The sequence below is a fragment of the Arenimonas daejeonensis genome (assembly GCF_007993735.1).
Taxonomy (GTDB): Bacteria; Pseudomonadota; Gammaproteobacteria; order Xanthomonadales; family Xanthomonadaceae; genus Arenimonas; species Arenimonas daejeonensis.
In genome coordinates this window covers 2,550,945-2,566,902 of record NZ_CP042453.1, presented here as the reverse complement: position 1 = coordinate 2,566,902, position 15,958 = coordinate 2,550,945, and the positions used below count along the sequence as shown (strand labels likewise).

The 15,958-nt window shown below is 67.6% G+C and carries 13 protein-coding genes and 4 pseudogenes; 10 read left to right on the top strand and 7 right to left on the bottom strand.

What is annotated here, in order from left to right; genetic code table 11:
* Window positions 1-66 precede the first annotated feature (66 nt).
* The 6 genes from FRZ33_RS12500 to FRZ33_RS12485 are packed head-to-tail and all read left to right on the top strand — an operon-like array spanning window position 67 to window position 3,912.
* Window positions 67-747 carry a YIP1 family protein gene (locus tag FRZ33_RS12500; protein ID WP_158637221.1) on the top strand — a complete coding sequence of 227 codons (681 nt, stop codon included), beginning with the start codon at window positions 67-69 and terminating at the stop codon, window positions 745-747.
* A 25-nt stretch (window positions 748-772) separates the two neighbouring features.
* Window positions 773-958 (top strand): hypothetical protein, encoded by a 186-nt coding sequence (locus FRZ33_RS16440; RefSeq protein WP_227977870.1) that lies wholly within the window; start codon window positions 773-775, stop codon window positions 956-958.
* Window positions 959-978: 20 nt separating this feature from the next.
* Window positions 979-2,004, top strand: coding sequence for an efflux RND transporter periplasmic adaptor subunit (locus FRZ33_RS12495; protein ID WP_265468633.1), 1,026 nt, complete (start codon window positions 979-981; stop codon window positions 2,002-2,004).
* Window positions 2,001-2,696: an ABC transporter ATP-binding protein gene (locus tag FRZ33_RS12490; protein WP_146910007.1), complete on the top strand. Its 696-nt coding sequence runs from the start codon at window positions 2,001-2,003 to the stop codon at window positions 2,694-2,696. Before FRZ33_RS12495 ends, FRZ33_RS12490 begins: the two co-directional genes overlap by 4 nt.
* The gene (locus FRZ33_RS16435; protein WP_227978367.1) at window positions 2,693-2,878 is read left to right on the top strand and encodes an ABC transporter permease; all 186 of its coding nucleotides are present in this window, start codon (window positions 2,693-2,695) and stop codon (window positions 2,876-2,878) included. The genes FRZ33_RS12490 and FRZ33_RS16435 overlap by 4 nt, the downstream gene beginning before the upstream one ends.
* Window positions 2,860-3,912, top strand: coding sequence for an ABC transporter permease (locus tag FRZ33_RS12485; protein WP_227978346.1), 1,053 nt, complete (start codon window positions 2,860-2,862; stop codon window positions 3,910-3,912). Before FRZ33_RS16435 ends, FRZ33_RS12485 begins: the two co-directional genes overlap by 19 nt.
* Window positions 3,913-3,939: 27 nt before the next feature.
* Here FRZ33_RS12485 and FRZ33_RS12480 read toward each other — a convergent pair whose 3' ends face one another.
* The 4 genes from FRZ33_RS12480 to FRZ33_RS12470 are packed head-to-tail and all read right to left on the bottom strand — an operon-like array spanning window position 3,940 to window position 6,489.
* Window positions 3,940-4,581 (bottom strand): PIN domain-containing protein, encoded by a 642-nt coding sequence (locus FRZ33_RS12480; protein ID WP_146910004.1) that lies wholly within the window; start codon window positions 4,579-4,581, stop codon window positions 3,940-3,942.
* A gap of 20 nt (window positions 4,582-4,601) precedes the next feature.
* A complete protein-coding gene (locus FRZ33_RS16430) occupies window positions 4,602-4,868 on the bottom strand; it encodes a zinc-binding dehydrogenase (protein WP_227977868.1) in 267 nt (88 codons plus the stop codon).
* Entirely contained in the window at window positions 4,837-5,625 is a 789-nt protein-coding gene (locus FRZ33_RS12475) for a zinc-dependent alcohol dehydrogenase family protein (protein ID WP_227977866.1), read from the bottom strand. The genes FRZ33_RS16430 and FRZ33_RS12475 overlap by 32 nt, the downstream gene beginning before the upstream one ends.
* Window positions 5,626-5,628: 3 nt before the next feature.
* Window positions 5,629-6,489, bottom strand: a complete 861-nt coding sequence (locus FRZ33_RS12470; RefSeq protein WP_146910002.1) for a 23S rRNA (adenine(2030)-N(6))-methyltransferase RlmJ — start codon at window positions 6,487-6,489, stop codon at window positions 5,629-5,631.
* A gap of 86 nt (window positions 6,490-6,575) precedes the next feature.
* Here FRZ33_RS12470 and FRZ33_RS17800 point away from each other — a divergent pair.
* Both FRZ33_RS17800 and FRZ33_RS12460 read left to right on the top strand, forming a co-directional pair.
* Window positions 6,576-8,394: pseudogene (locus FRZ33_RS17800) on the top strand (DUF885 domain-containing protein).
* The gene (locus tag FRZ33_RS12460; RefSeq protein WP_146910000.1) at window positions 8,391-8,990 is read left to right on the top strand and encodes a GNAT family N-acetyltransferase; all 600 of its coding nucleotides are present in this window, start codon (window positions 8,391-8,393) and stop codon (window positions 8,988-8,990) included. Before FRZ33_RS17800 ends, FRZ33_RS12460 begins: the two are co-directional and overlap by 4 nt.
* A 455-nt stretch (window positions 8,991-9,445) precedes the next feature.
* Here the strand turns inward: FRZ33_RS12460 and FRZ33_RS12455 are convergent, their stop codons facing one another.
* Both FRZ33_RS12455 and FRZ33_RS12450 read right to left on the bottom strand, forming a co-directional pair.
* The gene (locus FRZ33_RS12455; protein ID WP_425480591.1) at window positions 9,446-9,988 is read right to left on the bottom strand and encodes a phosphatase PAP2 family protein; all 543 of its coding nucleotides are present in this window, start codon (window positions 9,986-9,988) and stop codon (window positions 9,446-9,448) included.
* A pseudogene (locus tag FRZ33_RS12450) lies at window positions 9,985-11,125 on the bottom strand (glycosyltransferase family 4 protein). Before FRZ33_RS12450 ends, FRZ33_RS12455 begins: the two are co-directional and overlap by 4 nt.
* Window positions 11,126-11,374: 249 nt before the next feature.
* Between FRZ33_RS12450 and FRZ33_RS12445 the strand changes: the two are divergent.
* Window positions 11,375-13,656 (top strand): annotated as a pseudogene (locus FRZ33_RS12445) (TonB-dependent receptor).
* Window positions 13,657-14,173: 517 nt separating this feature from the next.
* Entirely contained in the window at window positions 14,174-14,452 is a 279-nt protein-coding gene (locus FRZ33_RS12440) for a hypothetical protein (protein ID WP_146909998.1), read from the top strand.
* Here FRZ33_RS12440 and ppx read toward each other — a convergent pair.
* Window positions 14,439-15,958: pseudogene (gene ppx / locus FRZ33_RS12435) on the bottom strand (exopolyphosphatase). The gene FRZ33_RS12440 and the pseudogene ppx overlap by 14 nt on opposite strands.

The following is a 15,958-nucleotide window of genomic DNA, read 5'->3' as shown; positions in this document are numbered from 1 at the left end:
CCGTCGAGGCCCTATCCTCCACCGGCCGACTGGGGAGTCGGCCACCACCCGCAAAGGAAATCCTGCATGTCGCACCTGATCAACATCTACCTCGAGCCCGTCAAGGTCTTCACCGACCTGCGCGAGAAGCCCACCTTCCTGGTGCCGACCTTGCTGGCGCTGCTGGTGGCGACGGTTGCGATCCTGGCCTATCACCTGCACGTGGATCCGCAGTGGTTCGTGGACCACCGCAACCAGGCCATGGCCGGGCAGATGACCAAGGCCGAGCTTGAACAGGTCAGCGCGATGCTGCCGGGCGCGCGCGTGTCGGGCTATATCGGGGTCGCGATGGTGGTGGTGATGACGGCGGTGATCTACCCGCTGCTCGCGCTGTACTACCTGCTGGTGGGCAAGATCACCGGCAAGGCGGTCGGTTTCCGCCACGGCCTGGCGCTGACGGCCTGGGGCGGCATGCCGATGCTGTTCGCCAGCGTCATCGCGCTGATCGGCACGTTCACCAGCTCGCCGCAGACCTCGTTCGAATCGCTGCAGCTGCTGAGCATCGACCCGCTGTTCGTGCAGCTGCCGCTGGACCATCCCTGGAGCACCCTGGCCAAGTCGGTCAACCTGCTGTGCTTCTGGGTGATGTTCCTGGTGGCGCTGGGCTGGAAGACCTGGTTCCGCACCGGCTGGGGCCAGGCGCTGGCGATCGCGGTGTTCCCGTGGCTGCTGTATTTCGGGGCGCTGAGCATCCCCGCCCTGGTCTGACCGTCGAATCCGCCTGGAACCACGCATGAAACCCAACAAGAAGTTCATCGTCGCCGCGGGCATCGTGGCCCTGATCGCGATCCCGCTGGTCATCAAGGCCATGCGCGGCGAATCCAGCAAGGAAATGGACATCGCCGCCGCCGCTGCGCAGGAAATCCGCCCGACCATCCTGGCCTCGGGCGTGCTGGCTACCTCAACGAGGTCAACCTGACCTCGGAGCTGGTCGCCAAGGTGCGCGACATCAAGGTGAAGGAAGGCGACCACGTCGAAGCCGGTCAACTGCTGCTGACCCTGGACCCGGAGACCTACCGCAACGCGATCGAGCGCGAGGAGGCCAGCCGCCGCCAGAGCGCGATCAACATCGACCGGCAGCGGCTGGCGCTGGCGCTGGCCGAGAAGCGGCTGGCGCGGGGCGCGCAGCTGATCGAGCAGAAGATGATCGGCCAGAGCGAATACGACGACCTGCGCAATGCCCGCGACCTGGCCCGGGTGGAGCTGCAGAGCAGCGAGGAAGCGCTGCGCCGCGCCGACGCCATCCTCAGCGAGGCGCGCGAGCAGCTCAGCAAGACCGACGTGCGTGCGCCGATCACCGGCACCATCGTCGACCTGCCGATCAAGATCGGCGAGACCGCGATCGCCTCGACCAATGCCTTCGCCGGCGCCAGCCTGATGAAGATCGCCGACACCTCGGCGATCCAGGCCGAGCTGAAGGTGGACGAAGCCGACATCGCCCGCGTCAGCGTCGGCCAGTCGGTGGACGTCTATGCCACGGCCTTCCCGGAGACCGCGTTGAAGGGCAAGGTGCAGCGTATCGCGCTGGCGCCGACCCTGGAGAACCAGGCGCGCACCTACGAGGTGGTGGTGCTGATGGAGCCACCGGAAGACCTGGCCCTGCGTTCGGGCATGAGCGCGCGCGCCGACATCTTCCTCGGCGATGGCGCCAGCCGCCTGGCCGTGCCGGTGGAAGCCGTCGGCAGCGAGGAGAGCGAGGACAAGAAGACCGAACGTTTCGTCTGGGTGGACCGGGATGGTTACGCCCGGCGCGTGGTCGTGCAGGTCGGTCAGTCCGACGACCGCTGGGAGGAGATCACCGACGGCCTGACGGCAGGTGATCGGGTCATCACGGGCCCGGCCAAGCTGCTGCGCGGCCTGATGGACGGCGACCGGGTGCGCGCCAGTGCGCCGGCGGACAAGGCCAAGGCGCGGATGGATGCGGACGCCGTGGCCGCCACCGATGGCGAGGCCGCCGCGGAATGATCCGCCTCACCGGCATCACCAAGCATTACCTGATGGGCGACGAGGAAGTGCGCGCGCTCGACGGCGTGGACCTGCACATCGGCCGCAATGAATACGTGGCCCTGATCGGTCCGTCGGGTTCGGGCAAGTCCACCCTGATGAACCTGATCGGCTGCCTCGACAGCCCGACCTCGGGCAGTTACGTGCTCAACGGCCGCGACACCTCGCACATGGACGACAACGAACTGGCGAAAGTGCGCAACCAGGAGATCGGCTTCGTGTTCCAGAGTTTCCATCTGCTGCCGCGGCTGACCGTGCTCGACAACGTCGCCCAGCCGCTGGTCTACCGCGGCATCCCGCGCGCCGAACGACAGCGCCTGGCCACCGCGGCGCTGGAACAGGTCGGCCTGGGCAATCGACTCGGGCACCGGCCGAACCAGCTGTCCGGCGGCCAGCGCCAGCGCGTGGCGGTGGCCCGCGCCCTGGTCGGCAAGCCGTCGATCCTGCTCGCCGACGAACCCACCGGCAACCTCGACTCACGCACCTCGCTGGAGATCATGGCCCTGTTCGACGAACTGCACCGCAGCGGCCAGACCGTGGTGGTGGTGACCCACGAACCCGACATCGCCGCGCACTGTCGCCGCACCCTGCGCGTCAGCGACGGCCGCATCGTCGAGGACACCGTCAACCCACCGCGAGAGGCACTTGCATGACCGCCTACCTCGAAGCCTTCCGCGCCGCCCTGACCAGCCTGCTGGCGCACCGCATGCGCAGCTTCCTGACCACGCTGGGCATCCTGATCGGCACCGCGTCCGTCATTGCCGTGGTGTCGCTGATCCAGGCTTTTCGGCCTTCGTCACCGAACAGTTCGCCGACATCGGCGGCAGCACGCTGACCCTGCAGGCGCACACGCCCTTCAATGAGGCCGTGCTCGGTCGCGAGAACTTCCTCACCTTCCAGGACGTGGAGACGCTGCGCCACCGCGTGCCCGGCATCGAGAAGGTGGTGCCGACCATGATGGTGCCGGTGGTCGGCATCTCCGTGCGTGGACGCACCGCCGCCGCGCAGGTGCTGGCGAGTTCCTCGGAATTCACCGCCGTGCAGGGCCTGTACCCGGACATCGGCCGTTTCCTGGTCGCCAGCGACGACCAGAGCCGGCGCAAGGTCGTGGTGATCGGGCCGAAGGTGCGCGATGACCTCGAGTTGCCGGAGGATCCGGTCGGCCAATTCATCCGCATCGGCAGCGACTGGTTCAAGGTCGTGGGCGTGATGGAGAAACGCGGCGAGATCTTCGGCATGAGCCAGGACAACTACGTCGTGATCCCGTTCGACGTCGGCCGGGCGATGACCGGCAGCACCAACAAGCCGCGCATGTCCATTTCGTTCACCGCCAGCAACCTGGGCGAAATCGATGCGCTGCGCGAGCGGGTGAAGCGGGCGATCCGGCAGTCGCACAAGCTCAAGCCGGCGCAGGACGACGATTTCCGAATCCAGACGGCGGAGTCGGCGGTCAAGAGTTTCGAGGAGTTCGCGGCGATGACGACGGCGGTGCTCGGCGGCATCGTCGGCATCTCGCTGCTGGTCGGCGGCATCGGCATCATGAACATCATGCTGGTGTCGGTGACCGAGCGGACGCGCGAGATCGGCATCCTCAAGGCGCTGGGCGCGACGCGGCGCGACATCCTGGTGCAGTTCCTGGCCGAAGCCGGCCTGCTGGCGCTGCTGGGCGGCCTGATCGGCATCGTGCTGGGCTGGCTCACCGGACTGGGCGTGGCCGCGCTGATCCCGAACTTCCCGCCGGCCTCGGTGCCGATGTGGGTTGTCGTGGCGGCGGCCGGTTTCTCGGCCCTGGTCGGCGTGGTGTTTGGCATCATGCCGGCGTCCAAGGCCGCCGGCCTCGACCCCATCGAAGCCCTCCGCTACGAATAACAAGTGCGGGGACGGATTGTGGCTGGTTCAGCCCAGCGTGTAGGCGACCTTGCTGCCGTCCACCTTGATCTTGCCGGCCTTGGCCAGCTGGTCGAGCAGGGCGGCCAGGGCCTTGTCGTCCAACGCCGGCTTGAACCAGCTGCGCACGCTGGCGCCAAGTGTCTTGAGCGTGCGCGGGCGGCTGGCCTTCATGTTGCCCAGGTTTTCCAGCACCACGGCCAGGCGCGGGTCGGGCGGCACGGGTTTGACGGCCTCGCGGGCCGCGGTGCGCTTGGGCACGGAAGGCGTTTTCGCCGGCGGCACGGTCTTGCCGGCATCGCCGATGCTGGCGCTGCGGCGGCAGGCGATGCCCTTGCCCGCGAGGTGTTTTATCAGCGGGTCGAAACCGGTGTCTCGCGAGATGATGGTGAAGGTCGCGCCCGGATGCTGGGCCGACAGCCGGCCGATGTAGAAGGCGATGTGGAAGTCGAGCGCGTTGCTGCCGTTGCCCGAGACCTGCACGTATTTGGCGTCGGGCCCGAAGGCCTGCAGCGACTGCGCCAGCTCCAGCGTGATCTTGGTCTGGCTGGCGCCAAGGAACACCCGCACCTGGTGCTGTCCGCCCTGCAGCGAAGCCAGTGACTTCGGCTGCACGTTCTCGAAATCCACCAGCACGAAATGCGGTTTCATGTCGGATACTCCTTCAGGGGTCAGATCGCCGCGCGCGGCGGCCCGTTGGGTTCGATCACGATCTTGCCGTCGCGGGCGTTGCTGGCCGCCGCGGCCACGGCTTCCTTGATGTGGTCGAGTGAATAGGTGGCCTGCACCCGCGCCGACAATTTGCCCTCGGCGATCAGGCCGCCGATCTCGGCGAACACGGCGCGGCGCTGCTCGGCGCTGGCCTTCTTGAACCACTGCGACAGCCAGAAGCCGCGCAGGGTGATGTCACGGAACACGAAATAGCGCGGCGAGATCATGCAGCGCTCGCCGCTCATCGCGCCGTAGTTCACCAGGGGTGCCGCCCTCGGCCAGGCAGCGCGCCAGGTTCTCGGTGGACACGCCGCCGACGCAGTCGATGCCCAGCTTGATGGCGACGTCGCCGACCTTCTCGCGCACGCGCTTGGGCAGGTCCTCGGCGTCCACGATCACGTGCTCGGCGCCGGCGGCCTGCACCGCCTCGATCGCCGAGGCGCGGCGCACCACGTTGATGGTGTTGATGCCGCGCAGTTTTGCCAGTTGCACCAGATAACCGCCGACGGCGGAGTTGGCCGCGTTCTGGATCACCCAGTCGCCGGGCTGCAGGTCCACGAAATCGCGCAGCATCAGCAGGGCGGTGGGCGGGTTCACCGTGAGCATGGACACCTGCACCGGGTCGACGCCGTCGGGCAGCGGCACCAGGGCCTTGGCGGGCAGGTCCAGATGCGTCGTCCAGGTGCCGCAGCCGACCGGCAGCAGCACCATCGTGCCGGGCGCCAGGCCGGCGACGTCGCCGGAGACTTCCAGTACGCGGCCCACGCCTTCGTTGCCGCCGACCGCGGGCAGCGGCGGCAGCAGGCCGTATTCGCCGGTCAGGGTCAGCACGTCGGAAGGATTGATCGGCGCGGCCAGCACCGCCACCCGCGCCGTGCCCGCGGGCAGCGGCAGCGGCGGCAGTTCGAATTCGACCGCCGAGATCACGTCCTGCGGCACCGGGCCGCGCTGGCTGTACTGGGCTCGTTTGTGCGGTGTGCTCATGGGTCAGGCCTTGTCCTGCTTCAACCAGGTGAGGCGCCAGGAGGCGCCGGCTTCGCCCATGGCCTGGGCGAGGGGTTTGAGCGCGGGTTCGATCGCTTTCTCGATCTGCCAGGGCGGGTTGAGCAGCAGCATGCCGCTGCCGTTCATGCGCAGCGGCGAATCGTCCGGGCGCACCAGCAGTTCGATCGCCAGCGCGGATTTCGCCGGCAGGCTGGCGACCTTGCGGAAGAAGGGGTGCAGGCTGGGCCGCTGCTTGATCGGGTACCAGACGGCGTAGGTGGCCTGCGGGAACTTCGACAGCGCGTCGTTCAGTGCCGCCAGGATCAGCGGGTACTCGCCTTCCTGCGCCTCGTAGGGCGGGTCGATCAGCACCAGGCCGCGGGCGAAGCGGGTGGCGCCGTCCTTCGGCGGCAGCAGGGCCTTGAGCGCGGCGTAACCGTCGCGCGCATGCACGTGCACTTTGGGGTCGCCGGCCAGCACGGCCTTGAGCGCGGCCGCCTCCTCGGGCAGCAGTTCGCAGGCGGCGGCGCGGTCCTGGTCGCGCAGGGCGTGTGCGACCAGCAGGGGTGAGCCCGGGTAGGTGCCGGGTGCGAGTTCCTGGGTTTCAGCCACGGCCTCGAGGTAGCGGGCGAAGGCGGGTGGCGTGCCCGGCCCGGCGGCCGGCAGGCGCAGGAACCCTTCCCGGGCCTCGCCGGTGCGGCTGGCCTGGCTGCCGGACAGGTCGTACTGGCCGCGGCCGGCGTGGCTGTCGAGCACGTAGAAGGCGCCCTCCTTGCGTTTGAGCGCATCGAGCAGGGCGACCAGGACCAGGTGCTTGAGCACGTCCGCGTGGTTGCCGGCATGGAATCCGTGGCGATAGTTCATGCCGGCAGTCTATCGCTCATGACCCGCGGCAGGGTGGACGCCGGTCCGGCCTCTGCTATGTTCCGGGCTTCGCCTGGAGACCCCGAATGAAGACTCTGTTCCGACTGACCGGTTGGCTGGTGTTCGCCCTGATGGTGATGGCGACCGGCCTGGCCCTGCATACCCTGTACGCGCGGCCGGCCAAGATCGACTGGTTCTTCGAGCGGGTGTTCATCGAATACGCGGTAGACGACCCCGAGATGCTGACATCGCTGGGCATGCTGCCGTCCTGGATGGACTGGTACAGCGACGAACTGACCGACCGTTCACTGGCGCGCGAGCGCGAGATGCAGGAGAAACTGCGGGACGACCTCGCCACCCTGCGTGAATACGACCGCGAGGCGATGGACGAGAACACCCGGCTGTCCTACGACATCCTCGAATACTTCCTGGCCATCCAGGCCGAAGGCGAACGGTTCGCCCACCACGACTACCCGCTGAACCAGCTGTTCGGCGTGCAGAGCAACTTCCCGACCTTCCTCGCCACCCAGCACGGCGTGTCTTCGGCGGCCGATGCGGAGAACTACATCGCCCGGCTGCACAAGACGCCGGTGATGGTGGAACAGGTGCTCGAGGGCCTGCATGCCCGGGAGAAGGCCGGCATCCTGCCGCCGACCTTCGTGGTCGAGAAGGTGCTGGCCGAAATGCGCGGCTTCACCGGCGCGGCGGCGAAGCAGAACATCCTCTACACGTCCCTGGCACAAAAGCTGGACAAGCTGCCCGCCGGCACCCTGGGCGAAGGCGAACGCGACAGCCTGCTGGCCCAGGCCGAAGCCGCGATCACGGACCAGGTGTATCCGGCCTATGGCCAGTTCATCGCCTACTACGACGGCCTGCTGCCCAGGACCACCGGCAACCACGGCGTCTGGGCCCTGCCCGATGGCGCGGCCTTTACGCCTGGTCGGCGCGCCAGCACACCAGCACCGACATGACGCCGGCGCAGATCCACCAGTTGGGCCTGGACGAAGTGACGCGCATCGAGGCCGAGATGAACGCCATCCTGATCGGCGAAGGCCTCGAGGAAGGCACGATCGGCGAACGCGTGCAGTTGATCGCCCAGCGTCCCGACCAGCTCTATCCCGACACCGATGCAGGCCGCGCGGCGATCATCGCCGACTTCACCACCATCATCGGAGAGATCGATGCCGGCATCGGCGACTACTTCAATGTGCGGCCCAAGCAGGGCGTGAAAGTCGAACGCGTGCCGGAGTTCCGCGAGAAGACCGCGCCGGGCGCCTATTACAATCCGCCGGCCTTCGATGGCTCGCGGCCGGGCGTGTTCTACATCAACCTGCGCAATACGGCCGAAGTGGCGCGTTTCGGCATGCGCACGCTGGCCTACCACGAGGCCATCCCCGGCCATCACTTCCAGACCACGATCCAGCAGGAACTGACCGGCGTGCCGACCTTCCGCAAGATCCTGCCGTTCACGGCGTTCTCGGAAGGCTGGGCGCTGTACACCGAACGCCTGGCCTGGGAGATCGGTTTCCAGGACCAGCCACTCGACAACCTGGGTCGGCTGCAGGCAGAGATGTTCCGCGCCGTGCGCCTGGTGGTGGACACCGGCATGCACGACAAGCGCTGGACCCGCGAGCAGGCGATCGCCTACATGCTGGAAAAACCGGCATGCCGGAAACCGACGTCGTCGCCGAGATCGAACGTTACCTGGTGATGCCGGGCCAGGCCCTGGCCTACAAGGTCGGCATGAACAAGATCCTGGCGCTGCGCGAGAAGGCGAAGTCGTCGCTGGGCCCGAAGTTCGACATCAAGGCCTTCCACGACCTGGTGCTGACGGGCGGTGACCTGCCGCTGGCGCTGCTCGAGCGCCGGGTGGATGCCTGGATCGGGGAGCAGGCCGGCAGGTGAGCACGGCGATCACGGTGAAGCGGGCCTGCGGAGCCGCGATCGGTCCGTGGCTGGACGACGTGGCGCGGCTGCGGGTGGTGGTGTTCCGCGACTGGCCGTATCTGTACGACGGCGATTTCGGCTACGAGCAGGACTATCTGCGGGCCTACGCGCGTTCGGCCGACAGTGTGTTCGTGCTGGCCTTCGATGGCGGGCGGGTGGTGGGTGCATCCACGGGCCTGCCGCTGGCGGACGACACGGTGGAATTCCAGCGGCCTTTCCTGGACGCCGGTCGTCCGGTCGCCGATGTTTTCTATTTCGGTGAGTCGGTGTTGTTGCCCGCCTATCGCGGACGTGGGCTGGGCCACCGATTCTTCGACGAGCGCGAAGCCCACGCGCGTTCGTTCGGCCGTTTCGCCTTCACTGCCTTCTGCGCGGTAGACCGCGACCCCGACGATCAGCGCCGCCCGGCGCATCACCGTGGCAACGAAGCCTTCTGGACCAAGCGTGGCTATGTGCGGCAACCCGGACTGACGATGCGACTGTCCTGGAAGGAGATCGGCGCCGCCGCGCCCTCCGAAAAGCCCCTCACGTTCTGGCTCCGCGCTTTGTCGTGAGCCTTGCTGCGCAAGCAGGTCAAGTACTCGTGCTCGGTTGGTTCGGTGCGCCGGGAGCGTTCCTGGCGATAGGCCGCCGTACGTGAGGTCTCTTTCCGGGGACGCCGTGAACCCATCCATGGGGGCTCTTCGAAAACGTCCATGTTTTCGAAGCCCCGGAAAGAGACCTCACGCACGACGACCTGCGGACCGTCCGGGCCGGGATGCCGATTTAGCGCAAGAGCTCGCTTGCCTTGGCTTCTGGCAGACAGTCCGGCCCAGATCGACCACAGGCCGTCGTGCGAGGGAACTTTTTCCGGACCTTCAGCGACATGGACGTCGCTGAAGAGCCTACATGGACGTACTTGCGGCGTGTCCGGGAAAGTTTCCTCGTGCGGCGGCCTATCGCCAGGAACGCTCCCGGCGCACCGAACCAACCGAGCACGAGCCCCTGACCTGCTTGCGCAGCAAGCGCTTCAGAAGAGGCCGACGCCGGGCACCAGCCAGAGCGAGAACGAGGCGAGCGCGCAGCCGATGCCCGTGGCGGCGATGACATCGCTGGGATAGTGCAGGCCGAGCACGACCCGCGACACCGCGACCGAAGCCGCGAACGGCACCAGCAGCCACGCCAGCACCGGATAGTGCGCCAGCGCCACCACCGTGAACGACACCGCGTGCAGCGTATGGCCCGACGGGAAACTGAACTCGTCCAGCGGCGCGATCCACGGCTGGATGCGACCGTCCGCCGCATATGGCCGCGGACGCTTCGTCCAGCGCTTGAGCTTGCGGTAGAGGACCAGCGCGATCACGCCGGTGGCCGCCAGGTGCGCCGAGGCACTCAGGCCGCGCCACCCGTCGAACAACACCAGCGCCGCCATCAGCGCATACCAGAACGCGCCATCGCCGAGCCGGCTGATCAGCCGGAAATAGGCGCGCACCGCCGCACGCGCGCCCCAGCGGTTGGCGGCCAGGCACCAGCCGTGCTCGCGGGACACGAGCCGGCGGGTGCGGGCGTTCACGCCGCCTCCCGCCGTTCGGCCAGGCCGGCCAGCAGGCCGGCGAAATCCTCGGCCACCCGGTCCGGGTGCAGGTGCAGCACCGCCTGCCGGGCTGCCGATCCCATGCCGGGCAGATCGGTGGCCAGGGCCGTGGCCAGGAAGGCGCGTTCGAAGCCCGCCTCGTCGCCGAAGGCGGCGGTGGCGCCATGCGCACCGTCGCACAGATGCTCGCGCGCGGCGCCGTAGTCGAAGGCGACCGTGGCGATGCCGCTGGCCATGGCTTCCAGCGTGACGTTGCCGAAGGTCTCGGACAGGCTGGGGAAGCAGAACAGGTCGGCGCTGGCGTAGGTGCGCGCCAGTTCGTCACCGCGCTGGATGCCGGTGAAGATGAAGTCGGGGTTGGCCGCCTGCAGGTCAGCCCGCGCCGGGCCGTCGCCGACCCAGACGAAGCGTGCCTCGGGCTGCTGGCGCTGCAGCGCCCGGAAGCAGCGCACGGCCAGCGGCAGGTTCTTTTCCGGGGCGATGCGGCCGACGTGGACCACCACCGGGGCGCCTTCGACCGCGCCCCATAATCCCGCAGCGACAGGTCGCGGAAGCCGGGATGGAAGGCGCGGGTGTCCACCGCGCGACCCAGCCGCAGCACATGCCGGAAACCCTGTTGGGCCAGCGTGTCCTGCAGTTCGCGCGTCGGCACCAGGGTGGCGTCGGCACGGTTGTGGAAGCGGCGCAGCCAGGAGAACACCCAGGGGCTGAGGAAGGCGGCGCCGTAGCGGCCCACGTAGTCGTCGAAACGGGTATGGAAGCCGGTGGCGACCGGGATGCCCAGGCGACGGCAGGTGCGCAGGGCCGACCAGCCCAGCGGGCCTTCGGTGGCGATGTAGACCGCATCCGGGCGCTGGGCGGTCCAGCGGGCGGCGAGGTGCCGGCCGGCCGGCAGGCCGAAGCGCAGGCCGGGATAGCGGGGATGGGGGCCCCCTCGACCAGCAGCAGGTCGGCGTCCGGCCGGCCGCTGTCCTCGTCGCGCTGGGGCCGGACCAGGCCGACCGGGTGGCCGAGCCGGCGCAGGCCGGTTTCGAGCGCCTGCACGGTCAGGGCGACGCCGTTGACGTCGGGCGGGTAGGTCTCGGTGACGAGTTCGAATCGGCGGCTTCGGTTCATGGCGGCCAGCATCGCCGCGGCCCGTGCCAGCGGCATGACCGGGGAATGACGGGGCCATGACGGCGGACCCGCAGGGGTTAGCTTCACTAAACGGCGGCGTATGGCTAGGATAGGCGCGCTTCGGGAGTCATGAGCCGGTAACACCCATCAGGCAGGGGAGCCTGGCGCGCCAGCGCGGGTGCACAAGGATTTTCCATTTCGCCGCCCGCTTTCCGGTCGGTGCCCTCATGTGTCGCTCCATAAACCACCATGCCCAAGATCGCCAATGCCCGGCGTGCCCGGCCCAGCCGCGGACTGCTCCCGCTCGCCATCGCCCTCGTGCTCAGCACCCAGGCGCAGGCCCATAAAACGACCACCGCCGAGAGCACGGACTACGACACCACCCAGCTCGATGTCATCGAGGTGACCACCCAGCGCCGCGTCGAGAACATCCAGGACGTGCCGGTGTCCATCACCAGCCTGGGCGGCGAGAAACTCGACGTGCTCGGGTCCGGCGGCGAAGACATCCGTTTCCTGTCCTCGCGCCTGCCCAGCCTGCAGATCGAATCCTCGTTCGGCCGCGCCTTCCCGCGTTTCTACATCCGCGGCCTGGGCAATACCGACTTCGACCTCAACGCCTCGCAGCCGGTGTCCTTGATCTACGACGACGTGGTGCAGGAGAACCCGATCCTCAAGGGTTTCCCGCTGTTCGACCTGGACCAGGTCGAGATGGCGCGCGGCCCCCAGGGCACCCTGTTCGGCCGCAACTCCCGGCCGGCGTGCTCAAGTTCGGCTCGGCCCGTCCGGAACATGAGTTCGGCGGCTATGGCCAGGTCTCCTACGGCCGCTTCAACAGCATGAACCTGGAAGGCGCCGTGACCGGCGGCATCAGCGATGGCATTGCCGCGCGTCTGTCCGTGCTGCACCAGCGCCGCGACGACTACGTGGACAACACGCTCAACGGCCCGGGCGAAGACCTCGAGGGCTACCGCGAGTCGGCCGCGCGCCTGCAGTTCCTGTTCGACGGCAGCGACGACTTCGAGGCGCTGGCCAATGTGCACATGCGCAGCCTGGACGGCACCGCACGCCTGTTCCGCTCCAGCATCATCGTGCCGGGCACCAACGACATCCAGCCGGACTTCCGCCGCGAGTTCATCAGCATCGACGGCCGCAACGAGCAGGACCTGGACCAGATCGGCGGCAACCTGCGCATGCGCTGGGATTTCAACCGCGTCAGCCTGTACTCGGTCACCGGCTACGAGAGCGTGGACACCTACAGCCGCGGCGACATCGACGGCGGCTACATCTACGGCAACTTCCCGCCGAACGAGCCGGGCGAGGCGCTGTTCCCGGCCGAGTCCGCCGACGGCCTGCCGCACCACCGCCAGCTGAGCCAGGAGTTCCGCCTGGAATCCAACGAGTGGGGCCGTTTCGACTGGCAGGCCGGCCTGTTCTGGTTCGACGAGTCCATCGACGTGGACAGCTTCTCCTATGACGGCTTCGGCGGCGCCGAGAACGGTTACGCCGTGCAGCGCCAGGACAACACCGCCTGGGCGGTGTTCGTTTCCGGCGAATACGACCTGACCGACCGCTGGATCCTGCGCGGTGGCCTGCGCTACACCGACGACCAGAAGGATTTCGTCGCCGAGCGCGTCACCGGTCCGTTCGGTCCGCCGATCGCGCCGATCGCGGTCAGCCCGGAAGACACCAACGTCAGCGGCGACTTCAGCGCCACCTTCAAGGTGAACGACGACGTCAACGTCTACGGTCGCATCGCCAGCGGCTTCCGCGCGCCCAGCGTGCAGGGCCGCCTGATGTTCGCCGACGCCTCGCTGCCGGCCGACGAGCTGGTGACGGTGGCCGAGACCGAGACGGTGCTGTCCATCGAGGCCGGCGTGAAGGCCGACCTGCTGGACAACCGCGTGCGCCTGGGCTTCTCGGTGTTCGACTACACGGTGGACGACCAGCAGCTGACCGCCGTGGGCGGCAACGCCAACATCGCCCGGCTGGTGAACGCCGACGAGACCAAGGGCCGCGGCTTCGAGGTGGACCTGGAGGCCTATGTCACCGAGAACCTGCTGGTGACCTTCGGCGCGAGTTACAACGACACCGAGATCAACGACCCGGACCTGAGCGTGATCCCGTGCGCGGTGAACTTCTGCACGGTGCTCGATCCGGTGGATCCGGGCAATCCGGCGGCGGTGCTGATCGACGGCAATTCGCTGCCGCAGGCGCCAAAGAACGTCTACAACCTGACGGCTCGTTGGGGTGTGCCGATGGGCAATGGCGAATTCTTCATCTACACGGACTGGGCCTATCGCAGCGAGGTCAATTTCTTCCTGTACGACTCGGTGTCGTTCACGGGCAAGTCGTTGCTGGAGGGAGGTCTGCGGGTGGGCTACAACTGGAACTACGGTGATTACGAGGTGGCGATGTACGGCCGCAACATCACGGACGAGGAAGTGGTGGTCGGCGCGATCGACTTCAACAACCTCACCGGCTTCCTCAACGAGCCGCGCCTGTGGGGTCTGGAGTTCACCGCGCGCTTCTGATCGCGGGGTCGCCTTGAAAACCGAGCCGCCCTTCGGGGCGGCTTTTTCTTGCTCGCGGTTTATTGGTCTGGCGCCGTCATCACCGTGGAAGCGAAGGGTTCTTTCTGCTCAGTGAAGCCTTTTATTTCGCAGAAAGAACCCTTCGCTTCCCCGGCGCTGCCGGTGCGAATTGTCCGGGTCGCTGATTGGAGGGCCGGTGTGGCATCGGCGCTTTGCATGCGCGTGCGGCCTGGCGGGCTTCCGCATGTGTGATCTTTCCCGCGCAGCACGTTTGGCTAAGTCGGGCAACGCGAAAAACCAGCGACACGTCTATCGCGGGCGCGTTCCCCTGAATGCGTCTGGTGCCGTCGGGGCAAGGTTGGGTCGTAGGCGAGTGTGCTGTTGCTGGCGAAAATCGGGCAGGTGTGTGCGGCGCATCGCGCCGCCCGCTTTCGCCGCTGTGCGGCGGGTACTCCTTCCGGCCTTGCTCCGAAGGCACCAGACGCGTTCAGGGGAACGCGCCGCGACGTGACGCGTGGTGGAAAAGGGCCTCGGCACGTTTAACCGCCAGATCCGCAAGAAAGATCTCGCACGCGGAAGCCCGCCAAGCCACACGCGTATGCAATACGCCTATGCCAGTAAGAACTCCGTCACGAAACCACGTCGACACGACCGGCGGCGCCGGGAAGTGAACACCTCTTTCTGCGAAATAAAAGGCTTCACTGAGCAGAAAGAGGTGTTCACTTCCCCGGTGACGACGGCCCAGATCCCCACGCTGCGCTCCAGAATCAAGAAGCAGCCGATCAGACAGCCTTGAGCTGAAGTTTGCGGTCCACGTCCCGGAGATAGTCGATCTCGGTGTCGAGGTCGGCGCGGGTCAGGGATGGCCATCCAGCCAGCGCTTCGACAGCTTCAGCGTCATGTCGTTGCCGACCACCTCCAGCACCGCCTCGGGCGCCGGATCGCGGTCGTGGCTGCGGTGCAGCAGCACCGCCAGGCGCAACAACAGCGCACAGCGCAATGCATTGGGCACCAGTCGGTCGGGCAGCTTGTCGAAACTGGGCAAGTGCACCGCACGCCGCTGGTTGCGCACCAGCGCCGCCAGGATCTGCTGCTCGGTGCGGGAAAAACCCGCAATGTCCGAGTGCTCGACCAGATAGGCACCGTGCTGGTGGTACTGGCTGTGGGCGATCGCCAGACCGATCTCGTGGATGCGTGCCGCCCACGACAGCCGCCGCCGGTCGTCCGCGTCCAGGCTCCAGTCCTGCTCGGCCTGGTCGAACAGCGCCAGGGCGGACTGTTCTACCCGCGTGGCCTGCTCCGTATCGACACCGTAGCGGTTGCACAGCGCCACGATCGAGGCCTCGCGCGGGTCCGACTGGCTGGCACGGCCGATCAAGTCGTACAGCGCGCCTTCGCGCAGGGCGTTCTCGCTGACGTACATGCGCTCGATGCCGAGCTCGGAGAAGGCGGCGTCCAGCACCAGCAGGCCGCCGGCGATGATCGGCCGGCGCTCCGAAGACAGGCCGGGCAGGCGGATGTCCTCCAGCCGGTCGAAGTCGAGCAGCTTCTCGCGGATGCCGGCCAGGCTTTCGGCGGTGATCGAAGCCTTGGTCAGCTTCATCGCGATCGAGATGTCGCAGATGGCCTTGATGGTGCCCGACGAGCCCATGGACTCGTGCCAGCCGCGGCCGCGATAGGTGTTGGCGAACTGCTGGAACTCGGCTGTGATCTCGGTGCGGGCTTCCTTCCAGCGCTTGCGCGAAAGCTTGCCGTCGGCGAAGAAGCGCCGGGTGGTGGCGATGCAGCCCATCTGCAGGCTTTCGCGTTCGATCGCCTCGAACCCCTGGCCGATGATGAATTCGGTCGAGCCGCCGCCGATGTCCATCACCAGCCGGCGCTTGCCTTCGGGAGGCGGGTTGCCGTGGGCGACGCCGAGGTAGATCAGGCGCGCCTCCTCGCGGCCGGCGACCACGTCGATGCCGTGGCCCAGCGCGGTCTCCGCCGGCATCAGGAAGGCCTGCGGGTTGGCCAGGGCGCGCACGGTATTGGTGGCGATGGCGCGCACGCGTGACGGTGGCACGGTGCGCAGGCGCTGGCCGAAACGCGCCAGGCAGTCCAGCGCGCGCGGCATCACGTCCGGGTTCAGGCCGCCGCGGCCGTCCAGGCCTTCGGCCAGACGCACCGTTTCCTTGATGCGGTCGATGATGCGCAGCTGGCCAAGCACGTAGCGGGCCACGACCATGTGGAAGCTGTTTGAGCCCAGGTCGACCGCCGCCAGCAGGTCACCGTCCTTCAGTGGCTGCTCGGCTTCGGTCGGCAT